Annotated in this window: 13 protein-coding genes; 6 read left to right on the top strand and 7 right to left on the bottom strand. The window is 59.8% G+C overall.

Annotation, left to right across the window (positions count from 1 at the left end; translation table 11 throughout):
• Nucleotides 1–45: 45 nt before the first annotated feature.
• Complete coding sequence (locus QRN50_RS17595) at nt 46–936, bottom strand: LysR family transcriptional regulator (RefSeq protein WP_011266388.1); 891 nt, start codon at nt 934–936, stop codon at nt 46–48.
• A 115-nt stretch (nt 937–1,051) separates the two neighbouring features.
• Between QRN50_RS17595 and QRN50_RS17590 the strand changes: the two genes are divergently transcribed.
• The 6 genes from QRN50_RS17590 (at nt 1,052) to QRN50_RS17565 (ending at nt 8,266) form a co-directional block, all read left to right on the top strand.
• Nucleotides 1,052–2,320, top strand: a complete 1,269-nt coding sequence (locus tag QRN50_RS17590) for an MFS transporter (RefSeq protein ID WP_080397953.1) — start codon at nt 1,052–1,054, stop codon at nt 2,318–2,320.
• 77 nt (nt 2,321–2,397) lie between these two features.
• Nucleotides 2,398–3,663 carry an AAA family ATPase gene (locus QRN50_RS17585; RefSeq protein ID WP_032620174.1) on the top strand — a complete coding sequence of 422 codons (1,266 nt, stop codon included), beginning with the start codon at nt 2,398–2,400 and terminating at the stop codon, nt 3,661–3,663.
• Nucleotides 3,660–4,307: a retron system putative HNH endonuclease gene (locus QRN50_RS17580; RefSeq protein WP_011266385.1), complete on the top strand. Its 648-nt coding sequence runs from the start codon at nt 3,660–3,662 to the stop codon at nt 4,305–4,307. The genes QRN50_RS17585 and QRN50_RS17580 overlap by 4 nt, the downstream gene beginning before the upstream one ends.
• Before the next feature lie 269 nt (nt 4,308–4,576).
• A complete protein-coding gene (locus QRN50_RS17575) occupies nt 4,577–5,926 on the top strand; it encodes a GntP family permease (protein ID WP_060405929.1) in 1,350 nt (449 codons plus the stop codon).
• Nucleotides 5,927–6,787, top strand: coding sequence for a MurR/RpiR family transcriptional regulator (locus QRN50_RS17570; RefSeq protein ID WP_060405928.1), 861 nt, complete (start codon nt 5,927–5,929; stop codon nt 6,785–6,787).
• Nucleotides 6,788–6,790: 3 nt separating this feature from the next.
• Nucleotides 6,791–8,266: an N-acyl-D-amino-acid deacylase family protein gene (locus tag QRN50_RS17565; protein WP_096127305.1), complete on the top strand. Its 1,476-nt coding sequence runs from the start codon at nt 6,791–6,793 to the stop codon at nt 8,264–8,266.
• Between the two features lie 44 nt (nt 8,267–8,310).
• Here the strand turns inward: QRN50_RS17565 and QRN50_RS17560 are convergent, their stop codons facing one another.
• The 6 genes from QRN50_RS17560 to QRN50_RS17535 form a co-directional block, all read right to left on the bottom strand.
• Nucleotides 8,311–9,492, bottom strand: a complete 1,182-nt coding sequence (locus tag QRN50_RS17560; protein WP_003403023.1) for a Fic family protein — start codon at nt 9,490–9,492, stop codon at nt 8,311–8,313.
• Nucleotides 9,493–9,720: 228 nt separating this feature from the next.
• Nucleotides 9,721–10,785: a uroporphyrinogen decarboxylase gene (gene hemE / locus QRN50_RS17555; RefSeq protein ID WP_003403024.1), complete on the bottom strand. Its 1,065-nt coding sequence runs from the start codon at nt 10,783–10,785 to the stop codon at nt 9,721–9,723.
• Nucleotides 10,786–10,916: 131 nt separating this feature from the next.
• Nucleotides 10,917–14,141 (bottom strand): dermonecrotic toxin domain-containing protein, encoded by a 3,225-nt coding sequence (locus QRN50_RS17550; RefSeq protein ID WP_060405926.1) that lies wholly within the window; start codon nt 14,139–14,141, stop codon nt 10,917–10,919.
• 333 nt (nt 14,142–14,474) lie between these two features.
• The gene (locus QRN50_RS17545; RefSeq protein WP_003403026.1) at nt 14,475–15,893 is read right to left on the bottom strand and encodes a glutamate synthase small subunit GltD family protein; all 1,419 of its coding nucleotides are present in this window, start codon (nt 15,891–15,893) and stop codon (nt 14,475–14,477) included.
• A gap of 117 nt (nt 15,894–16,010) precedes the next feature.
• Nucleotides 16,011–20,456 (bottom strand): glutamate synthase large subunit, encoded by a 4,446-nt coding sequence (gene gltB / locus QRN50_RS17540; protein ID WP_053275636.1) that lies wholly within the window; start codon nt 20,454–20,456, stop codon nt 16,011–16,013.
• 358 nt (nt 20,457–20,814) lie between these two features.
• Complete coding sequence (locus tag QRN50_RS17535) at nt 20,815–22,452, bottom strand: SPOR domain-containing protein (protein WP_096127306.1); 1,638 nt, start codon at nt 22,450–22,452, stop codon at nt 20,815–20,817.
• Nucleotides 22,453–22,458 lie beyond the last annotated feature (6 nt).

The raw sequence follows: 22,458 nt of genomic DNA, 5'->3' as shown, positions 1-22,458 counted from the left end.
CATGCCGTTCTGGACGCTCCGCGTCCTATCATCCGTGCCTTTGAATCACCCTACGTTGCGCGTTAACAGCTCGGTGAACGCCCTGGCCATGGGCGATTGTTCGTCCTTGCGTTGCACCAGCCACACCGCGCTGGTTGCGCCGGGGTCGAGGACATTGCGGTAGACCACGCCGTCGATGCGCATTCGCCGGTAGGACGCGGGCAGTACGGTGACGCCCAAGCCTGCTGCGACCAGGCCGATGATGGTCATCACTTCGCCCGCTTCCTGGGTGATCAGCGGGCTGAACCCGGCCGCGCGCGCCAGGCTCAGGACTTGCGCGTAGATACCGCTGCCATAAGTGCGCGGGAAGAACACGAACGGCTCGGCGGCCAGTGCCGCCATGTAGATCCCTTCCTCGCTTTCTGCCGCCAGCGGATGGTCGGCACGCATGATCGCCACCAGCGGCTCACTGAGCAATTCGAACACCACCAGTGAATCGGGCAATGCCAGCGGGCGCATGATGCCGACCTGAATGGTCTTGTCCTCAAGACCTGCCGCCACTTCCTGACTGGTGATCTCGGTCAGGGTCAGGTGCACATCCGGGCAGGCCTGACGGAAAGCAAAAATCGCCTGCGGGATGCTCGACGTAAACGGCGCAGACGAAGTGAAGCCAATCTTCAGCTCGCCGATTTCACCCAGTTGCGCACGCCGGGCAACATCAGTGGCCTTGTCGACCTGTGCCAGCACCAGCCGTGCTTCGTCGAGAAACAGCCGCCCGGATTCGCTCAGCTCGACACGCCGGTTGGTGCGTTCGAAAAGACGCGTGCCCAGTTCCTGCTCCAGCGTCTGAATCTGCTGGCTGAGCGGCGGTTGCGAAATCCCCAGCGCCTGGGCTGCGCGGCCAAAATGCAGCTCCTCGGCAACCGCGATGAAGTAACGCAGATGACGCAATTCCATGCGGCCTCCATTAAGTCGTTTTAAATATCAAACAGGTCGAACAATATATTGGATGGAATGATTAGCGAGCTATATGATTTTTTCATTGCCTGCTCAACCGTGCCCCGAGGTCTTTGTGAACCCTGCCGTTGCCCCGCCCACCCCCGACTTGAACACCTCGTCCATACAGTCGTCGACACTGCCGGGCGATACCTACATCGAAAAGAACACGCCACTTTTCAAACGCACGGCTCTGGCGTTGTTCGCTGGCGGGTTTTCGACCTTCACCCTGCTGTATTGCGTACAGCCGATGATGCCGACACTGTCCAGCGAGTTTTCGCTCTCGGCAGCCCAGAGCAGCCTGATCCTGTCAGTTGCCACGGCAATGCTCGCCATCGGCCTGCTGATCACCGGGCCTATATCAGACAGGCTCGGGCGCAAGTCGGTGATGGTCATGGCGTTGTTCTGCGCATCGGTGTTCACCATCGCCAGTGCATTGATGCCCGGTTGGGAGGGCGTACTCATCACTCGGGCACTGGTAGGCCTGTCATTGAGCGGACTGGCAGCGGTGGCGATGACCTACCTGAGCGAGGAAATACACCCCCTGCACCTCGGCCTGGCGATGGGGCTGTATATCGGTGGCAGTGCGGTTGGCGGCATGAGCGGCCGATTGATCGTCGGAGTCCTGATTGATTACGTGAGCTGGCACACGGCGATGCTGGTCATCGGTGGGCTGGCGTTGATCGCCGCAGCGGTGTTCTGGAAGATCCTGCCGGCGTCACGCAACTTCCGCCCGCGCTCGCTGCACCCTCGCAGTCTGCTCGACGGCTTTGTCGTGCAGTTTCGCGATGCAGGCCTGCCGCTGCTGTTTCTGACCGGTTTTCTGCTGATGGGCGCATTCGTTACGCTGTTCAACTACATCGCCTACCGCTTTCTGAGCGCCCCCTACAACCTGAGCCAGGCCGTGGTCGGTGTGTTTTCCGTGGTGTACCTGTCGGGCATCTACAGTTCAGCAAAGATCGGCTCGCTGGCTGACCGCCTAGGCCGCCGACAGGTGCTCTGGGCCGTGATCGTGATGATGCTGGCCGGCCTGCTGCTGACCCTGTTCACCCCACTGCCACTGGTGATCGTCGGTGTGCTGATCTTCACCTTCGGCTTCTTCGGCGCACATTCAGTGGCCAGCAGTTGGGTCGGACGCAGGGCCACCACCGCCAGAGGCCAGGCCGCGTCCCTGTACCTGTTCTGTTACTACGCAGGTTCGAGCGTGGCCGGCACCGGCGGCGGCGTGTTCTGGCACTACGCAGGCTGGAACGGTATCGGGGTGTTTATAGGCGTGTTGCTGCTGATCGCCCTTGGTGTGGCGTTGAGGTTGGCAAGGTTGCAGCCGCTGGGGTCGCAGGTTTAGTCACACATAGGGCGATGGCGCATAGGGTTAGCCAAGGTACACTGGCGCATCCGCCAGTTCTGGTAAAGGAAACCGACATGCGCCTCGACCGCCTCCACCTGCAGAATTTTCGTTGCTACGAAGATGCTCATTTCGACTTCCAGCCTGGGTTCAATCTGGTGGTGGGGGTTAATGGCAGTGGGAAGACGTCGTTATTGCTGGGGGTGGCGGGATGCTTCGGGAATCTACTTGGAAGCATTGGCGTCCATCAACCATCGATAGCCGAGTCCGATGTTCGGTTCGAGTTAGTAAAGTTCGAAGACAGGATTCGTTTTGAGCGCAGCTATCCTCTTGTGTTGACTGCCCAAGGTGGCGCGTTTGAGCATCAGGAATGGCACGTATCGCTAGAACGCAGCAGTCTTCAGACAAATTTTAGCGCGCTGAACAGTCTCGTATTTTCGGAAAATCTGATCAGCATCGACGGCGCTACTCACGGGGATTTGCCTGTATTCGCCGTCTATCAAGCCAATCGACGCTGGCTGACGATGAGTGTAACCGCTGAGCATGCTGCACAGAGCAAACCATCAAGACTGGATGCCTACACCTCTTGGTTCGATGCCGCTTCCAACTTGAAAAACTTCGAGACCTGGTTCATCGGCAAGACACTGGAGCGCTTTCAAAGACTGGCCAGAACGGGTTTCCCTGGCATTCTCACCGACGAACTCACCTGGATCAATTCAGCTATCCAGTGCGCACTGCCGGAGTCCAAGGGCATAGAGTACGACATGGAAATGCGGGGGCTGATGGTGGACATTGATGACCGAAAAACCCCGTTCAACGACCTGAGCGACGGGCAACGCGGAATGGTCGCCCTCTTCGCCGATATTGCCCGCCGTATCTGCCTGCTAAATCCGCACATGGGGAAGGATGTTCTAAGCAAGACAAACGGCATCATCGTGATCGATGAACTGGACATCCACCTTCACCCCGGCTGGCAACGCACCATTGCACCCGCGCTGAAAAAAGCATTTCCCAGCATTCAGTTCATCGCTGCCAGCCACTCGCCACAGGTCATCGGCAGCCTGCAACCGGGCGAGGTCATCCTGCTGAATAACCATGACGGCTCTCACCCAAGAGCAACCTACGGCCTGGACTCCAGCAGCATTCTGGAAGAAGTCATGGGCGTGCCTCAGCGTGAGCCTGAAATTGAAGAGTTGCTCGATCAGCTATTCAGCACTCTGGAAAACAACGAGCTTGAAAAAGCCAGGTCGCAGCTTGATGCACTGAAGAAGAAGGCGCCCGATCTACCAGAGTTCGCGGGTGCCGAGGCGCTACTCAAACGCAAGGAGATCATTGGACGATGAGACGCATCATCAAAGGAACTGAGCCTGCGTCATTCACCGAATGGAAAGCCAGTGCAAACGAAGACTGGACGCCCACTTATCCAACCTTGCAGAACCCGCAAAAACGCGACCTGCATGATCGCCTGCTGCAAGAGCAGAACTTCTCATGCTGCTATTGCGGCAGGGAAATAGAACTTGATAGCAGTCACATCGAACATTTCAGACCGCAGGATCATTATCTGCCATTGGCACTGGAGTTCAGCAATCTTCATGCGTCCTGCCTGCGCGAGACCACACCAGGAAGCCCGTTGCACTGCGGCCACTACAAGGGCAACTGGTTCGATGAAGACCTGCACATCTCTCCGACAGAGGACGATTGCGAACAGCGCTTCCGTTACTTGCTGACAGGGAAAATCCAGAGCACATCCCACACCGACCTTCCCGCCACGACGATGATCGAAAAGCTCGCACTCGATATCGCGTATCTGACCAAAAGACGTCAGGAGGCCATCACGGGTGTGTTCGATGAACAGTTCATATCCAGCGCCAGCGATGCGGAACTCGCTAACCTTGTAGACAGCCTGCGCTCGGGCACCGCTAATACCTCTATTGCTTTCGGCCATGTCGTTGCGCGCTATGCGGAGCAATTGCTGACGCAGCGGTAGGCCGCGCCTCAGCGCCTCTCTCCCATTAGCGAGGCACGACCCAAAAAAGAAAATTATTTTCATATATTTGTTTGTATTTCATTTTCGTGTAATTTATTTTCATAACGAAAACAGAGATAAAAATAATGAATACCTGTGATCGCCCTGAAATGCCCCTGCTCCACCTTATTGCGTCATCCCTGCCGAGTACTCCCGAGTCGCCTTCAGGCTGACAGCTTCAGCTGTTGGTGTTGCGCCCTCGCCTACCCACTTTGCAAGGAATCGTCGCTATGTCGCCGTCACCCGGTATTTCGCTATTGGTCTACGCCGCTGTCGCCATCATCGCCTTGATCGTGCTGATCGCGCGTTACCGCCTCAATCCGTTTATCGTCATCACGCTTGTTTCGGTCGGTCTGGCACTGGTTGCGGGAATGCCGGCCAGTGGCGTGGTCGCCTCTTATGAAGCGGGGGTTGGCAAAACGCTGGGGCATATCGCGCTGGTCGTGGCGCTGGGCACCATGCTCGGCAAGATGATGGCCGAGTCTGGCGGCGCCGAGCAGGTGGCGCGCACCCTGATCGATCGCTTTGGCGAACGTAACGCGCACTGGGCCATGGTCTGCATTGCGTTTCTGGTGGGCTTGCCACTGTTCTTCGAAGTCGGCTTCGTTCTGCTGGTGCCGATCGCCTTTACCGTAGCCCGGCGTGTCGGGGTGTCGATTCTGATGGTCGGCCTGCCGATGGTCGCCGGTCTTTCGGTGGTGCATGCGCTGGTGCCGCCGCACCCTGCTGCGATGCTCGCGGTGCAGGCGTATCAGGCGTCGGTAGGACAAACGCTGTTCTACGCCATCCTGATCGGCATCCCCACGGCCATCATCGCCGGTCCGGTGTATGCCAAATTCATTGTCCCGCGCATCCACCTGCCGGCTGAAAACCCTTTGGCCAAGCAGTTTCTCGACCGCGAGCCACGCCAGAAGCTGCCCAGCTTCGGCCTGACCATGGCCACGATTCTGCTGCCAGTGGTGCTGATGCTGCTGGGTGGCTGGGCCAACCTGATCAGTACACCAGGCAGCGCGTTCAACAGCTTTCTGCTGTTCATCGGTAACTCGGTGATTGCCCTGCTGCTGGCCACCATGCTGAGTTTCTGGACGCTGGGCATAGCCCAGGGCTTCAACCGCGACTCTATCCTGAAATTCACCAACGAGTGCCTGGCACCGACCGCCAGCATCACGTTGCTGGTAGGTGCCGGTGGCGGCTTGAACCGCATTCTGATCGACAGCGGCGTGACCAATGAGATCGTCGGCCTGGCGCAGGACTTTCATCTGTCGCCCCTGCTGATGGGCTGGCTGTTCGCGGCACTGATGCGCGTTGCCACCGGCTCGGCGACGGTGGCGATGACCACGGCATCGGGCATCGTCGCACCTGTGGCGATGGGGCTGGGTTATCCACACCCCGAACTGCTGGTGCTGGCGACGGGTGCAGGCTCGGTGATCTTTTCCCACGTCAACGACGGTGGGTTCTGGCTTATCAAGGAGTATTTCAACATGACCGTTGCGCAAACGTTCAAGACCTGGACGGTCTTGGAGACGCTGATTTCCGTCGTCGCTTTCGCCCTGACGCTGGGCCTGGCGCAGGTGCTTTGAGTGGACATTCTGTACCAGATACGTGCCCGTCAGGATTCCTTCAGTGCGGGAGAAGGCCGAATCGCCAGGCTGTTGCTCAGCGATATCGCCTTCGCGGCCAGTGCCAGTCTGGATGAGCTGGCCAGCCGCGCCGAGGTCAGCAGTGCGACGCTGTCACGTTTTGCGCGCAGCATCGGTTGCCGGGATCTGCGCGACTTGCGCCTGCAACTGGCTCAGGCCAGCGGCGTCGGCAGCCGCTTTTTGCATCCGCAACCGGCGCCGGAGCAGTCGGCCTTTTTCGCCCGGATTGTCGACGACATCGAAGCCACCCTGCGCCAGCACCTGGCAGGCTTCGATGCAACACGCTTTGCCGCCGCCATCGCCTGCGTCACCGATGCACGCATGATTCACACATTCGGCATGGGCGGTTGCTCCAGCCTGTGCAGCGAGGAACTGCAAACCCGGCTGGTGCGCCTGGGTTATCCGGTGGCCGCCTGCCGCGACCCGGTGATGATGCGCATGGTCGCCGCTACGCTTGGCCCGCAACACAGTCTGATTGTCTGCTCGCTCAGCGGACGCACGCCGGAACTGCTCGACGCCGTGACCCTGGCGCGCAGCTACGGTGCCCGCGTGCTGGCCATCACCCTGCCTGATTCACCGCTGGCACAACTGGCCGAGGTCGTGCTGCCGTTACAGATTGCTGAAACCAATTTCATCTATAAACCCACCGCAGCGCGTTACGGCATGCTGCTGACCATCGATGTGCTGGCCACTGAACTGGCGCTGTCGAGCCCTGAAGACAACCAGGAGCGGCTGCGCCGGATCAAGCTTGCGCTGGATGAATACCGTGGCGGCGAAGATGGCCTGCCGCTGGGAGACTGAACCATGTTTTATGACCTGATCATCCGCGACGCACTGGTCATTGATGGCAGTGACACACCGGGGGTACGCGCCGATGTGGCGATCAGCGACGGGCGCATTCAGCGCATCGGCAGTCTGACCGACGGCAAAGCCCGGGAAGAAGTCGATGCGGCCGGTCGCGTGCTGGCCCCAGGGTTTATCGATGTCCACACCCACGACGATACGGTGGTGATCCGCAAACCCGACATGCTGCCGAAAATCAGCCAGGGCGTAACGACCGTCATCGTCGGCAACTGCGGGATCAGCGCGTCGCCGGTCTCGCTGAGCGGCAATCCGCCCGACCCGATGAACCTGCTGGGCGACGCCGCTGCGTTCATCTATCCACGTTTCACCGACTACCGCGCAGCGGTTGAAAACGCCAGGCCAGCGGTGAACGTGGCGGCCCTGATCGGCCATACCGCCTTGCGCAGCAACCACATGGATGACTTGTTGCGCAGCGCCAGTCCGGAAGAAATTGCCGCGATGCGCGAACAGTTGCGTGACAGCCTGGAAGCCGGCGCGCTGGGGTTATCGACCGGCCTTGCCTACGCCTCTGCGTTCTCGGCCGAAACCAGCGAGGTCAAACAACTGGCGGAAGAGCTCAGCGCGTTCGGCGCGATTTACACCACCCACCTGCGCAGCGAGTTCGAGCCGGTGCTGGAGGCCATGGCGGAAGCATTCGATATAGGCCGCCATGCGCGCTCACCGGTCATCATCTCGCACATGAAATGCGCTGGTGCCGGCAACTGGGGACGCAGCCCGCAACTGCTGGCAGCCCTGGAAAAAGCCGCGCAGGACCATCCGGTAGGTTGCGACTGCTATCCCTATGCGGCCAGCTCTTCGACGCTGGACCTCAAACAGGTCACTGACGCATTTCGCATCACCATCACCTGGTCTACGCCGCACCCGGATCAGGGTGGCAGGGATCTGCAGGACATTGCCGCCGACTGGGGGCTGTCATTGCTGGACGCCGCACGCACGTTGCAGCCTGCGGGTGCGGTGTACTACGGCATGGATGAAAGCGATGTCGAGCGCATCATGTCTCACCCTCTGGCGATGATCGGCTCCGATGGCCTTCCGGAAGACCCGTTTCCCCATCCGCGCCTGTGGGGCGCGTTCCCGAGGGTGCTCGGGCATTTCAGCCGCGACAAGGGGCTGTTTGCGTTGCACACCGCCGTACACAAAATGACCGGGCTGTCGGCCGCGCGCTTCGCCCTGCACGAGCGCGGCCTTATTCGCGAGGGCTACTGGGCGGATCTGGTGCTGTTCAATCCGCAAACCGTGCGCGACGTGGCGGATTTCAAGGACCCTCAGCGAGCGGCGCAGGGCATCGACGGTGTTTGGGTCAACGGCCGCTTGAGCTATGCCGACGGCAAACCGCAAAGCGAGCGACAGGGCCGATTCCTGCCACGCAGCGGTTCGCTGCGGGAGGGCTTTGCGGATGCGAAAGCGCCGACGTAGTCGTCGGCGCTGAAAAGGGAAGGATGACCCTGGTGCGTACAGGGTTACCAGAGGTAGGGAAACAGGAACTCGATCGAGTGCCGGGATAGGTTCAGGGCTACCGGCTTGCGGCCGTCCAACGTTATCAATCCCTCTTTGGCCATCTGGCTCAACAGACTGCGTGTGGTGCGCTCGCCGACGCCCAAGCGGGCCTGAATATCAGCGCGCTGCTGATCGCCCTGGTAGAGCAACGCCTTATAGACATCTCGGGCCTCTATACGGAGTTCAGGAAGAGTCTCGCCCTTGCTGTCCGAAAGCGCGCGACGGCTGCGCATCTCGAAATAAACGTCGATCCGCTCGTCAAGCCTTTCCGGTTCAAGCTGCGCGCTGAAGTATTGCACCTGATCCAGGGCAGTCTCCGTGAAGAAACGGGTCCAGCGCAACAGGCCACTATCCGAAAGCTCACCCCGCCCGTCCAGCTCACCTTTGCGCGGGTGGTCGGCGGCGCCAAGCATCTCGTAGTAGGCGGTGACGTTGCGGGCAAATCCACGGCTCATGGACCACAGACCATACCCACCAAAGCCAGCTGCCTTGAGGTACTGATCCGTGAACAGGCGGCCGGTGCGACCGTTGCCATCCATAAATGGGTGAATCCACATCAGCCTGTGGTGCGACGCTGCAGCCGCAAAGAAGCCCGAAAGGCCGTGAATCCAGTCCAGGCGGTACATTCGCTCAAAATCGTTGAGGTATGTGGGCATCTGCTCGACGGTTGGAGGGATGTGCTTGCCGACGCGAACCCCCAGATGCCGGAATTCGCCGGGGACCATACGCACGGTATCGCCCTTCTCATTGAGTTGAATATCCAGCATATCTTCGGGCACGCCAACATAGAACTCGCGGTGCATGCGTGAGATAGCGCTCTTCGTGCACACGTCGACCTGATTGATAGGCTCATCGGTAAGTCGACGCTGGGCTTCAATGTGACGCTTGATCTCCTGCAGGTCCTTTGCACCCTTGAACTCCTGAGGCGCATCCTCGGCACGCAGAATGTCGGCGGGAATCGTGGAGTTACCCTCGATCTTGTTGCTGTAGTAAGAATTCACCACCCGAAGCAGATTCATCATCGGCAAGCGCAGCGGGCCCGGAATTTTCGCGTGGAGGGCCGCATCGAGCCGCATGATCTGGACGACCTGATCCTGCAAGTCATCGGGCGCTTTGTCTTGGGGAATGTACGGTGTGAATGCCATTTGCCGGTTTTAAACCCCACCTAATGCCCCTATTTATAGGGGCTGGGTAATTTTTAACCGGCTATTTTTGCCGGCTTGCTTGCCGGCAATTTATCACTCCTTGTCCCTAAGAGCACTACCGTCGTCCGATGACCAGCGATCAGCCCTGAGAATCAGCAAGAGGAATAGTCTTTTCTATTCCTCTCCCATAGGTTCAGCTCTCAAAAACCAACATCGTCAGCCCGGCAACTACACGTGATACTGCGCCGACAACTCGTGTACCGCGTTGATGAACGCACCGGCATTGGCCGGGTCGACTTCAGGGGTGATGCCGTGGCCGAGGTTGAAGACGTGGCCGGTGCCGCTGCCGTAGCTGGCAAGGATGCGTGCGACTTCCTGGCGGATGGCTTCCGGGCGGGCGTAGAGTACGGTCGGGTCCATGTTGCCTTGCAGCGAAACCTTGCTGCCGACACGCTGACGCGCTTCGCCGATGTCGCAGGTCCAGTCCAGCCCCAGGGTGTCTGCACCGATGTCGGCGATGCTTTCCAGCCACAGACCGCCGCCTTTGGTGAAGACGATGACCGGCACCTTGCGCCCGTCGTTTTCGCGGATCAGGCCGCTGACGATCTTGCGCATGTAGGCCAGCGAGAACTCCTGATACGCCGCCGAAGACAGGCTGCCGCCCCAGCTGTCGAAGATCTGCACGGCCTGCGCACCGGCCAGAATCTGGCCATTGAGGTAGGAGGTGACTGACTGCGCCAGCTTGTCGAGCAGCAGGTGCATGGCTTGCGGGTTGTCGTAGAGCATGGCCTTGGACTTGCGGAAGTCCTTCGACGAACCGCCCTCGACCATGTAGGTCGCCAGCGTCCACGGGCTGCCGGCGAAACCGATCAGCGGTACACGACCGTTGAGTTCGCGGCGAATGGTGCTGACCGCATCCATCACGTAGCCCAGATCCTGCTGCGCATCGGGGATCGGCAGTGCTTCGATGTCAGCGAGTGTGCTCACGGTTTTCCTGAAACGCGGGCCTTCGCCGGTTTCGAAGTACAGCCCCTGGCCCATCGCATCAGGAATGGTCAGGATGTCGGAGAACAGAATCGCCGCGTCCAGCGGGTAGCGATCCAGCGGCTGCAGGGTGACTTCACAGGCGAACTGCGGGTTCTTGCACAGGCTCATGAAATCCCCGGCACTGGCGCGGCTGGCGCGGTATTCCGGCAGGTAACGACCTGCCTGACGCATCATCCATACCGGCGTGACGTCTACGGGTTGCTTGAGCAAAGCGCGAAGGAAACGGTCGTTCTTCAGGGCAGTCATGTCGGCATCCGCAATAAAAGTGCCGGCATTTTCTCAGAGCTCGACGCAAAAGGCACGGCGAGAGCCGTGCCTTTTGTCTATCGAGGCGATTTGCCAAGCCAATTCAGCGGTTTGCGCTGCGCAGGTCTGAGCTATTTGTGCGGATCCTTGACGTCGACAGCCCTGATGATGCCCTTTTCACCGGGTTCGAGTATCAAGCGCCAGGCTCCCCTGCCGGTACTCCTGCCAACACCGGGAAGATCGAGCGAAAAACCTGTTTTGCCATGTTTATGCAGACTGCCGTTACCGTCCAGTTCGAATCGCTCTGTTGCCTTCCTGACTGCAACGACGAGGTCATCTTCGATGTTTTTCTGAGCGTTCTTGAAGTTGCGACTTTCAAAAAATCCCTCCAGATCAACTTTATACCTCCTGACGCGGCTACCGTTTTCCGGCGATCCGCTATCACTGCCCGAGCCACTGGAGGACTTGGGTTTTGAATGCTTCTTGCCACCGCGCAAACCTGCCGAGGCGTGTACCCACACATTTTGCCTGTCGAGCTGAATCGGCAATTGGTAATACGCATCCGGCCGGCGCGGATCGATCACCCGCCAGACTGCGGAATCGGCGTCGTACCTGACGGCATAAGCCTTATCGTGTTGCACGGCATAAAAACGGCTCGGCGCGTCTTCCCGGCTTTTTTCGTAAACGCCTTTGTAAAAACCGTCATCGCGTAATTTCAAACCGCCGGGGATTCTTGCCACGGCTGTTCTCGGGTCGAGCACAGAGCGACCAATGGAGGTCGCTGCGGGCGTCCTGACCTGTCGCCCCTTGGGCAGCGCCAATCCATCCGCCAGTAGCAGCGCCGCCTGAACGAAATACAGCGGGGCGCTTGCCTTGTCATCAGCCGTTGTGGCAACGCCCTGCCATATGGCATAAAAACTGCGCAGCGCGGCCATCGGCAGCCTCACCTTGAAAGGTGCGAAGGTGAGCACGATATCGCCAACAGCCTTGGTGATTTCCCAGGCGCTCTCCCAATTGGTTTCCCATGTGGTATTGGTCTGTTCGTCGACAGCAGAAATCACCCGTGCGACTTCAGACTCGTAAACTGCATCGAGAAAACTACCGGTGCAGGGCTGCAGCGCCATGAACAGCGTGTCACGGCCAGAGGTCAGGACGTGCCTGACATGGCCCCGGGACGCCAGAGGAGCCCTGCTCACCAGATAGTCCAGCAATTCAGGCTCAAGCAGTACTTGCTGCTGAAGTGCCTGCGCATCGCTCATTTCCCGGAAGCATTTACCGTCGGGCACCTGCGGGGTGAACAGCACCAGGCTGGCCACGCTGGAAAGAGACTCCGCGCCGACCAGCAGCATGCCGCTCAATGTCACACCATTGATCGACAACTGACTGACCTGAATGCGGTGCCCCTCCACCGCCGCACGATCGCCACCTTCAGACGGGTGATCCAGTACGGCGGCGAGCCATTTGTAACCTCTGTTCGCCAACTCGGGAGGGAGCCCTCCATCGCCAAGAAAGTCTCCGGCCATTTTTGCTTCGAGGGCGTCCAGACGCATCTGTGCGCGCATGACGCTCGCGAAACGTTCGCGGTGCCATTGCCCGGCTGTCGAGGTCAATAACTCGGTGTTGAGGAATCGGACATGGTTTTCGCCGACGTTCAGATCACGAATCAGGCTGAACAGATAACCGGCGCTCAAAAAGCTGATCAGTTGTCCATGATCGTCAAACGCGCGACCGGTGAGCAGAAAGTTGATATCGGTAACGGCAATGTTTTCCAGAGACAGCTCCGTCAGGCTGCGCTGCTGCGTTTCAACATTCGGCTCGATCTCTGAAGGACCGACGTAGGTGTAATCCGTATCGATGATAATGCCTGGGTCAATCTCGATGCTCGCGGTGTGCACAATGACAGCGTCAGGGTCGACTGCAACCCCGTGGTCGAGCAGGATTCGCGCCCGAAGTTTCTCACGCGCGTAGTTGCGCAACTGCTCGGGCTCTCCGTATCCGGAAGGATCGAGCAGGTCCGGTGCCTGAGCTTCGAGCAATGCCTGAGTGTAATCCTGCACCGCCGCTTTCCAGCGATGCTTTTCGACATCGGCCGCGGCCGCGAACCACTCGGGTAGAAACCCGCTTTCGATTTCGGTCGGCTTTCCGGGGTCAAACCAGCCGCGATTTTCCTTGATGGCAAGACGGGTCAGCAGCTCGCGAAACCCCTTCACGTCCTGTTCGAACTGCATGCCCAGCAATGCTCGTTCTTCGGCCTTCAATTGCGCACTGATCGCCAGATAAAAGCTGTCGGTGCCCTCCTTGAATGAAGTGATTTCACCGTTGCCGGTGTCCTGTGCACGGTAATTGCCGTAGTCGTCATGCAGCAAAACGATGCTGGTATCGTCAGGGCCTGGCGTGACATACAGGCTCATGCCGTACTCGATGATCACCAGTGCTCGTCCCAGGGTGTCCGTCAGCAGCTGACTGGCAAGGCGGCGGGCCAGCTCATCCGTATAGGTATTGAAGCTGCGCGTTCGCGCCAGACCATCAATGGCCAGACTGCTGCTCCACTCATCCAGAGAAATGTTCAGCGCTTCGCCAAAAGCGTCCGGCAATAGTGTTCTCTCCAGAAAGCCGGTTTCTTCCTGCTCCGTCAACGGCATCTGATCCAGCAATTCCTCGAGGCGTGCTACCGGAACCTCTGGGCATAAGGCACACAGCACGCCCAGCGCGGGAGTCAGAAAAGCCTGCTGACGAACCCATAGGGGCAGAAGAGGGTTACGCGTGCGGGTATCCAGCTGGCTTTTTGAAACGTCCTCATTCGCCGCCACAAGGGCATCGAACAACAGCGGCCTCTGGTCTTTTGCCAACCCGGCGATTTGCTCACGCAGGGTTACTATTCGTCCGGCGACACTGTTGCTGCCCGGAAAGTTACCTCCCGTCCCGAGGTCAGAACCCACAGGCAACTGGCCGAAGATCAAGTGCAGCAGCGGCTCATCATCGGAGATCGGAACATCATCCGGCGCAATATAAGCGTCAGCGTTTAGCGTCAGGAGAATACTGCTCTGAACGACGCTGTCATCGCTGCCCTTCAGGAAAACCGCGAGCACTTCGTCGCTTTCGTTGTGAATCCTGATCGACAGGTCTGCTGGCCATTCAGGCAACTGAACCAGCAAGGCAAACAAGGCGTCATCGCCGTCATCCGGAAAAAAATCTTTTTCTGTGAAGCGCTCGACGAACTGGTCGATGATGCGGTCTGCCCGTTCCCGGTTCCGGTGTTCGCGAACGGCAATGCTACTGGGCGTGAACCTGTCCGGCCCGAGAGATTGCTGTTCAGTGGAGCGCGCAAGCTTGCCCCTGGGTGCTGCTTTCAACACGGCTATTTCCTTATAGCGACATGGAGGGCGGGAGTGCCTGTGTGGCAATTGACCTCCCGATGAAAGCGCAAGAGCCTAATGCTTTCCGGGGGCAGTGACCGGGGGCGGAAACAAGCGTTAACAATCGAATATCACGCCCCTTACGGACAGGTCGTGATCGGAGAATCGGATTTATTTCAAAAGATCTCAAACCCGCCCTGCCGAGCGAGTTGCACCGAGTTCAGGGAAGAAGTGAAAGGCGGGATGTCAGAGACATTGGCACAGTGCCTATGAAGGGTAGACGCTTGTTATCGGGGTGCGCGTCAGCAACGACACACCCCGGCAACACAAGGCTCAGACGCCCAGGTAATCCAGAATCCCTTCAGCCGCATTACGGCCTTCGAAGATAGCGGTCACCACCAAGTCAGAGCCGCGCACCATGTCGCCACCGGCGAAGATCTTCGGGTTGCTGGTCTGGTGCTTGTACTGCGCCTGTTCCGGGGCCACGACACGGCCCTGGCTGTCGGTGCTGATGGTGAACTGCTCGAACCAGGGTGCCGGGCTTGGGCGGAAGCCGAAGGCGATGACCACGGCTTCTGCCGGGATAATCTCTTCGGAGCCCGGAATCGGCTCGGGACTGCGACGACCACGGGCATCCGGTTCGCCCAGGCGCGTCTCGACCACTTTCACGCCTTCAACCTTGCCCTCGCCGATGATGGCGATCGGCTGACGGTTGTAGAGGAACTTCACGCCTTCTTCCTTGGCGTTTTTCACTTCCTTGCGCGAGCCAGGCATGTTTTCTTCGTCGCGACGGTAGGCGCAGGTCACTGACTTGGCGCCCTGGCGGATCGAGGTGCGGTTGCAGTCCATCGCCGTATCGCCACCGCCCAGAACCACGACCCGCTTGCCCTTCATGTCGACGAAGTCTTCCGGGGCCTTTTCAAAGCCCAGGTTGCGATTGACGTTGGCGATCAGGAAGTCGAGCGCATCGTGCACGCCCGGCAGATCCTCACCGGGGAAGCCACCTTTCATGTAGGTGTAGGTGCCCATGCCCATGAACACCGCATCGTATTCTGCGAGCAGTTGATCGATGGTGACATCCTTGCCGACTTCGGTGTTGAGACGGAATTCGATGCCCATGCCGGTGAACACTTCACGGCGATGGCTCAGCACGGATTTCTCCAGCTTGAATTCCGGAATGCCGAAGGTCAGCAGACCGCCGATTTCCGGGTTCTTGTCGAACACCACCGGGGTTACGCCGCCACGCACCAGCACGTCGGCACAGCCCAGGCCCGCAGGCCCTGCGCCGATGATCGCGACGCGCTTGCCGGTCGGCACGACCTTGGACATGTCCGGACGCCAGCCCATGGCAAAGGCGGTATCGGTAATGTACTTTTCGACCGAACCGATGGTCACCGCACCGAAACCGTCGTTCAGTGTGCAGGCACCTTCACACAGGCGATCCTGCGGGCACACACGGCCGCAGACTTCCGGCAGGGTGTTGGTCTGGTGCGACAATTCCGCAGCCGCGAGGATATTGCCCTCGGCGACCAGCTTGAGCCAGTTGGGAATGAAGTTGTGCACCGGGCACTTCCATTCGCAGTACGGGTTGCCGCAACCCAGGCAGCGGTGCGCCTGATCGGCGGACTGCTGGGGCTTGAAAGGCTCGTAGATTTCCACGAACTCTTTCTTGCGTTGACGCAGCAGTTTCTTCTTCGGGTCTTTACGTCCGACGTCGATGAACTGGAAGTCGTTACTGAGACGTTCAGCCATTCTCTGGAGCCTCTTTGCGGCAGCTTCAAGCGACAAGCTCAAGCTGCAAGAAATCAATTCAGTTCAATTCACAGGGTGGCAAACTTGCGGCTTGAAGCTAACCGCTAGCAGCTGCTTTTACTGCGGATTCGCCCGAGTGCTGGACAGCAGCGATTTCAGGTTGGCAGCCTTGGGCTTGACCAGCCAGAAACGACGCAGGTAGTCGTCCAGGTTTTCCGCGATATTGCGGCCCCATTCGCTGTCGGTTTCCGCGACGTATTCATTCAGGACGCTTTGCAGGTGAGTGCGGTAAGCCTCCATCGATTCGCCGCTGATACGCTGGATCTCGACCAGTTCATGGTTGACGAGGTCAACGAAGGTGTTGTCCATGTCGAGCACGTAGGCGAAACCGCCGGTCATGCCGGAACCGAAGTTGTAGCCGGTCTTGCCCAGTACGCAGACGAAACCACCCGTCATGTATTCGCAGCAATGATCGCCAGTGCCTTCAACGACGGTGTGGGCACCTGAGTTACGCACGGCGAAACGCTCGCCTGCCGTACCTGCCGCAAACAGCTTGCCGCCAGTTGCGCCGTACAGGCAGGTGTTGCCGATAATCGCGCTTTCGTTGGTCTTGAACGGGCTGCCCTTGGGCGGCACGATCACCAGCTTGCCAGCGGTCATGCCCTTGCCGACGTAGTCGTTGGCATCGCCTTCCAGGTACATGTTCAGGCCACCGGCGTTCCACACGCCGAAGCTCTGACCGGCAGTGCCCTTGAAGCGGAAGGTGACAGGTGCCTTGTTCATGCCCTGATTGCCGTGCAGTCTGGCGATTTCACCAGAGATGCGCGCGCCGATGGAACGGTCGCAGTTGCAGATATCCAGTTCGTAGTCGCCGCCGCTGAGCGACTCGATGGCCGGCTTGGCCATCTCCACCATCTTCTCGGCCAGCAGGCCCTTGTCGAACGGCGGGTTGCGATCCACCTGGCTGAACTGCGGTTTGTCGGCCGGAATATGGTCGCTGCCCAGCAACGGTGTCAGGTCCAGATGCTGCTGCTTCTCGGTTTCGCCCGGCAGGATGTCCAGCAGGTCGGTACGGCCGATCAGCTCTTCCAGCGAGCGAACACCCAGCCTGGCCAGCCACTCGCGGGTTTCTTCTGCCACGTAGGTGAAGAAGTTGATCACCATGTCGACAGTGCCGATGTAGTGGTCCTTGCGCAGCTTTTCGTTCTGAGTCGCTACGCCGGTGGCGCAGTTGTTCAGGTGGCAGATACGCAGGTATTTGCAGCCCAGCGCGATCATCGGCGCGGTGCCGAAACCGAAGCTTTCGGCCCCGAGAATGGCGGCCTTGATCACGTCCAGGCCGGTTTTCAGACCACCGTCGGTCTGTACCCGAACCTTGCCGCGCAGGTCGTTGCCACGCAGGGTCTGGTGGGTTTCGGCCAGCCCCAGCTCCCACGGTGCGCCGGCGTATTTGATCGAGGTCAGTGGCGATGCACCGGTGCCGCCGTCGTAACCGGAAATGGTGATCAGGTCGGCATAGGCCTTGGCGACACCGGCGGCAATGGTACCGACGCCCGCTTCTGCCACCAGCTTGACCGACACCAGCGCCGCCGGGTTGACCTGTTTCAGGTCAAAAATCAGCTGCGACAAGTCTTCGATGGAATAGATGTCGTGGTGCGGCGGCGGCGAAATCAGCGTCACGCCCGGTACCGCATAACGCAGCTTGGCGATCAGGCCATTGACCTTGCCACCCGGCAGTTGCCCGCCCTCGCCCGGCTTGGCGCCCTGCGCGACCTTGATCTGCAGCACATCGGCATTGACCAGATACTCGGGCGTGACGCCAAAGCGGCCCGTCGCAATCTGCTTGATCTTGGAACTGCGCACCGTGCCGTAACGGGCCGGGTCTTCGCCACCCTCACCGGAGTTGGAGCGCGCGCCCAGGCGGTTCATCGCCTCGGCCAGCGCTTCGTGGGCCTCGGGCGACAAGGCACCCAGAGAAATACCGGCCGAGTCGAAGCGCTTGAGGATTTCGCTCAGCGGCTCGATTTCGTCGATGTTCAGCGGCTGATCGATTGTCCTGACCTGCAGCAGGTCACGAATCATCGACACCGGACGCTGGTCCACCAGCGAGGTGTATTCCTTGAACTTGCTGTAGTCACCCTGCTGCACGGCAGCCTGCAGGGTGCTGACCACGTCCGGGTTGTAGGCATGGTATTCGCCACCAAACACGAACTTGAGCAGGCCGCCTTGCTGGATCGGCTTGCGCGGGCTCCAGGCTTCGGCAGCCAGCGCCTTCTGTTCGGCTTCGATGTCGACGAAGCGCGCGCCCTTCAGGCGGCTCGGCACGCCGCGGAAGCTCATGTCGCAGACTTCCTCGGACAGACCGATGGCTTCGAACAATTGTGCGCCACGGTAGGACGCAACGGTCGAGATGCCCATCTTCGAGAGGATCTTGAGCAGGCCCTTGGTGATGCCTTTGCGGTAGTTCTTGAAGACTTCGTACAGATCGCCCAGCACTTCGCCGGTACGGATCAGGTCGCCCAGCACTTCGTAGGCCAGGAACGGATAGACCGCCGAGGCGCCGAAGCCGATCAACACGGCGAAATGGTGCGGGTCACGCGCCGTCGCGGTTTCGACCAGGATGTTGCTGTCGCAGCGCAGACCCTGTTCGGTCAGACGGTGGTGAACCGCGCCGACCGCCAGCGAGGCGTGCACCGGCAGTTTGCCCGGCGCAATGTGTCGGTCGCTCAGCACGATCAGCGTATGACCGGAACGCACGGCCTCTTCGGCCTGATCGGCAACGTTGCGCACAGCGGCTTCAAGGCCCAGGCTTTCATCGTAGTTCAGGTCAATGATATGGCGTTCGAACCCTGGACGCTCCAGGTTCATCAGCGAGCGCCATTTGGCTGGCGAAATGACCGGCGAGCTGAGAATCACGCGCGAGGCGTGCTCCGGCGACTCCTGGAAAATATTGCGCTCGGCACCGAGGCAGATTTCCAGCGACATGACGATGGCTTCGCGCAGCGGGTCGATCGGCGGGTTGGTCACCTGCGCGAATTGCTGACGGAAGTAATCGTAAGGCGAGCGCACACGACGCGACAGCACGGCCATTGGCGTGTCATCACCCATCGAGCCTACGGCTTCCTGCCCCTGCTCGCCCAGTGGGCGCAGTACCTGATCACGCTCTTCGAACGTGACCTGGTACATTTTCATGTACTGCTTGAGCTGCTCGCTGTCGTAAAAAGCCGAACCGTGGTCGTTGTCTTCCATGGTGGCCTGAATGCGCAGGGCATTCTTGCGCAGCCATTGCTTGTACGGGTGACGCGACTTGAGGCGGTTGTCGATGGCATCGGTGTCGAGGATCTGACCGGTTTCGGTGTCCACGGCAAAGATCTGCCCCGGACCGACACGGCCCTTGGCGATGACATCTTCGGGTTTGTAATCCCACACGCCGATTTCCGACGCCAGGGTGATGTAGCCGTTCCTGGTCGTGACCCAGCGCGCCGGGCGCAGGCCGTTGCGGTCGAGCAGGCAGACCGCATGACGACCTTCGGTCATGACCACGCCCGCAGGACCGTCCCACGGCTCCATGTGCATGGAGTTGTACTCATAGAACGCCCGCAGATCCGGGTCCATGGTCTCGACGTTCTGCCACGCAGGCGGAATGATCATGCGCACGCCACGGAACAGGTCGATGCCGCCGGTGACCATCAGCTCGAGCATGTTGTCCATGCTCGACGAGTCAGAACCCACGCGGTTGACCAGCGGGCCCAGCTCGTCCAGGTCCATCAGATCGTTGGTGAACTTGGTGCGCCGCGCCTGCGCCCAGTTGCGGTTGCCGGTGATGGTGTTGATCTCGCCGTTGTGGGCGAGAAAACGGAACGGCTGCGCCAGCGGCCATTTCGGCAGGGTATTGGTGGAAAAGCGCTGGTGGAACACGCAGATAGCGGTCTGCAGACGCTCGTCGCTCAGGTCCGGGAAGAAGGCCGTGAGGTCGGCCGGCATCATCAGGCCTTTATAAATGATGGTCTTGTGCGAAAAGCTGCAGATGTAGTGATCGGTATCGGCGGCGTTGGACACCGACGAGCGGCGACGCGCACTGAACAGTTTGATGGCGAACTCCTGATCGCTCAGGCCCTCACCGCCAATGAATACCTGCTCGATTTTCGGCAGGCGCTCCAGCGCCAGGCGACCCAGAACGCTGGTATCGATCGGCACCTGACGCCAGCCCACCAGATCCAGGCCTTCGGCGAGGATTTCACGGTTCATGTTTTCGCGTGCGGCGTCGGCCTTGGCGTCGTCCTGATTGAGGAACACCATGCCCACAGCATATTGGCGGGGCAGATCGACGTCGAAGTGTTGCTTGGCAATCGCACGCAGGAAGCCATCGGGCTTCTGAATCAACAGACCGCAACCGTCGCCGGTCTTGCCGTCGGCGTTGATACCGCCACGGTGGGTCATGCAGGTCAGGGCCTGAACGGCCGTCTGCAACAGGTGATGACTGGGCTCGCCCTGCATATGAGCGATCAGGCCGAAGCCGCAGTTATCCTTGAATTCATCTGGTTGGTACAGACCTGCTTTCATAGACACTTTCTCACCAGGCTGCCTCTATGCGAGGCAAATTTCCTTTTAATTCAACCAATTGCCTGTCACGCCGAACGTGCGCCAGCTTCGGACAGGCAAAACGGAGGTCATTGTACACAGCGACACAAGGGCTCACAAATTTAACGACGACTGGCTGATAATCAATGTCGCAATTATGAAAGTTTTAAAACGGGTCGCTGTGCTAGTCAAAGTATTTCTTCATGAATCTGACTGACGCGACGGGAGACTGTAAGGCGCTTGTAACGCAGACGCCGCAAGGCGCGGGCCGATAGGCCGCGCGCGCAGGCGGGTTAAGTCAGGCAGGTCGGCAAACGGCCCGGGTAGGGCCGCTGCGACTTCAACGAGTGGCGCCGAGCTCTTGTTGGACGCTGGCGACAGTACGAGGCCAAGGTTTACCAGCCTGAACCTTGGCTGGCAATACCTTGATGGCTGCCAGGGCGGCAGCGCGGTCAGGAAAGTTGCCGTACGTCACAACGTACAGCGGCTTGCCCTGCAGGGTTTTCTTGAAATAACGATACTCGCCACCCTGCTCTGCAACGTAGGCCTGGGCCGTCGCTTCGGAGCTGGTGCCGAGAATCTGCACCACGTAGTGGCCTGGTGCCTGGCTGCTGTACCAGTTACCGCCGGCAGCCGGTTTGGCGGCGGCCGCTGCCGGTTTTTCAGCCGGTTTGGCAGCCGGAGCCGGGGCAGGCTTGGCCGTAGCAACCTGAGTCTGCGCAGGTGCCGGCTTGGCCGCTGGCGCAGGTGCAGGTGCAGGTGTCGGCGCAGGGATGGACGAACGAGGCGTCTGCGCTGCGGCCTGACCTGCCTGACCTGCCGGAACACCGGCTGGAGGCGCAGTAGTGGTCACGGTCGGCGGCTGGGCAGGCGAACCTGTCGGCACGGCGTCTTCGTCGGAATCACTGGAACCGGCGGCTTCGGCCAGAGGACCGCGCATCACCGGTTGGTTGCCATTCATCGGCAACGGCATCGGCTGGGAATTGCCAGCGAATTCGATGGCCGGGCTGCCGTTGTTCGATTGTTGAGCAGTTGGCTTGCCTTCGCCCAGCGGCAGCTGCGCCTGAGCGGAAGCCGGGGCATTGGCGGGTGTACCCGTCTTGTCGCCGCGACCCGGGATCAGCACGGCTGCTGCCACGGCCACTATGACAACGGCACCCAAGGCCAATACGTGTTTTTTCGGCATTTTGAACCCCACACTTGGACGCTTGACCGCGGAACGACTCGCGATCATCGCCTCGATCATTGAATCGCGGGCTACCTGGTTGATTGCGCCAGGCCAGCCATCGGACTGTTCATGAATATCGGTGATCTGGTCGGCGGTGAACAACGCGATTCCCTGCCCTGCACCCTCCAGACGCTGAGCCAGATACTCCCGGGTTTCCTCTTCCGTATAGGGTTGCAGCTCGATGACGTGAAAGCGTTCGCCTTCGACATCGCCCTGCAGGTCGGCACACATCTGATCGAGACGATCGAGCAGCGATGGCTCTCCAAACAGGAATACATGCGGACGCCCTTCAGGCGTTCCCGCAGCAAGACCCAGCAACGCTTCGAGCGCCGAATCGCCAAGTTGTTCCGCATCGTCAACCAGCAGGTAGACTTCCTGACCGGTCAGCCCGAGCTGCACGACCTGCGACAGGATCGACTGCATTTCAGCCTGGGCGACGCTCAGCGCCTGCGCGACCTGCTGCAGCACGCCCGCAGCATCGCCGGCACCGCGCGCAGAAATCACGACACTTTGCACCGACTGCTTGTTGGTACTCGCCACCAACGCCTGGCGCAGCAGGGTCTTGCCGCTGCCCTGAGGCCCGGTGACCGCCAGCAGCAACTGGCTGTAGCGCGCCAGATGATGAAGCTGACCCAGCACAGGCTTGCGTTGGGCAGGAAAGAATTTGAAGCCAGGTACCCGCGCCGCAAAGGGGTCATGACTCAACTGATAATGGCCGAGGAAGGCCTCGTCGGCATGCAAACTAGTCATGGGGTT

The organism is Pseudomonas sp. MEJ108, from assembly GCF_030208985.1.
GTDB lineage: Bacteria > Pseudomonadota > Gammaproteobacteria > Pseudomonadales > Pseudomonadaceae > Aquipseudomonas > Aquipseudomonas fragariae.
Note: the sequence above shows the minus strand (reverse complement) of the source record. Positions and strands in the feature narration are given on the sequence as shown.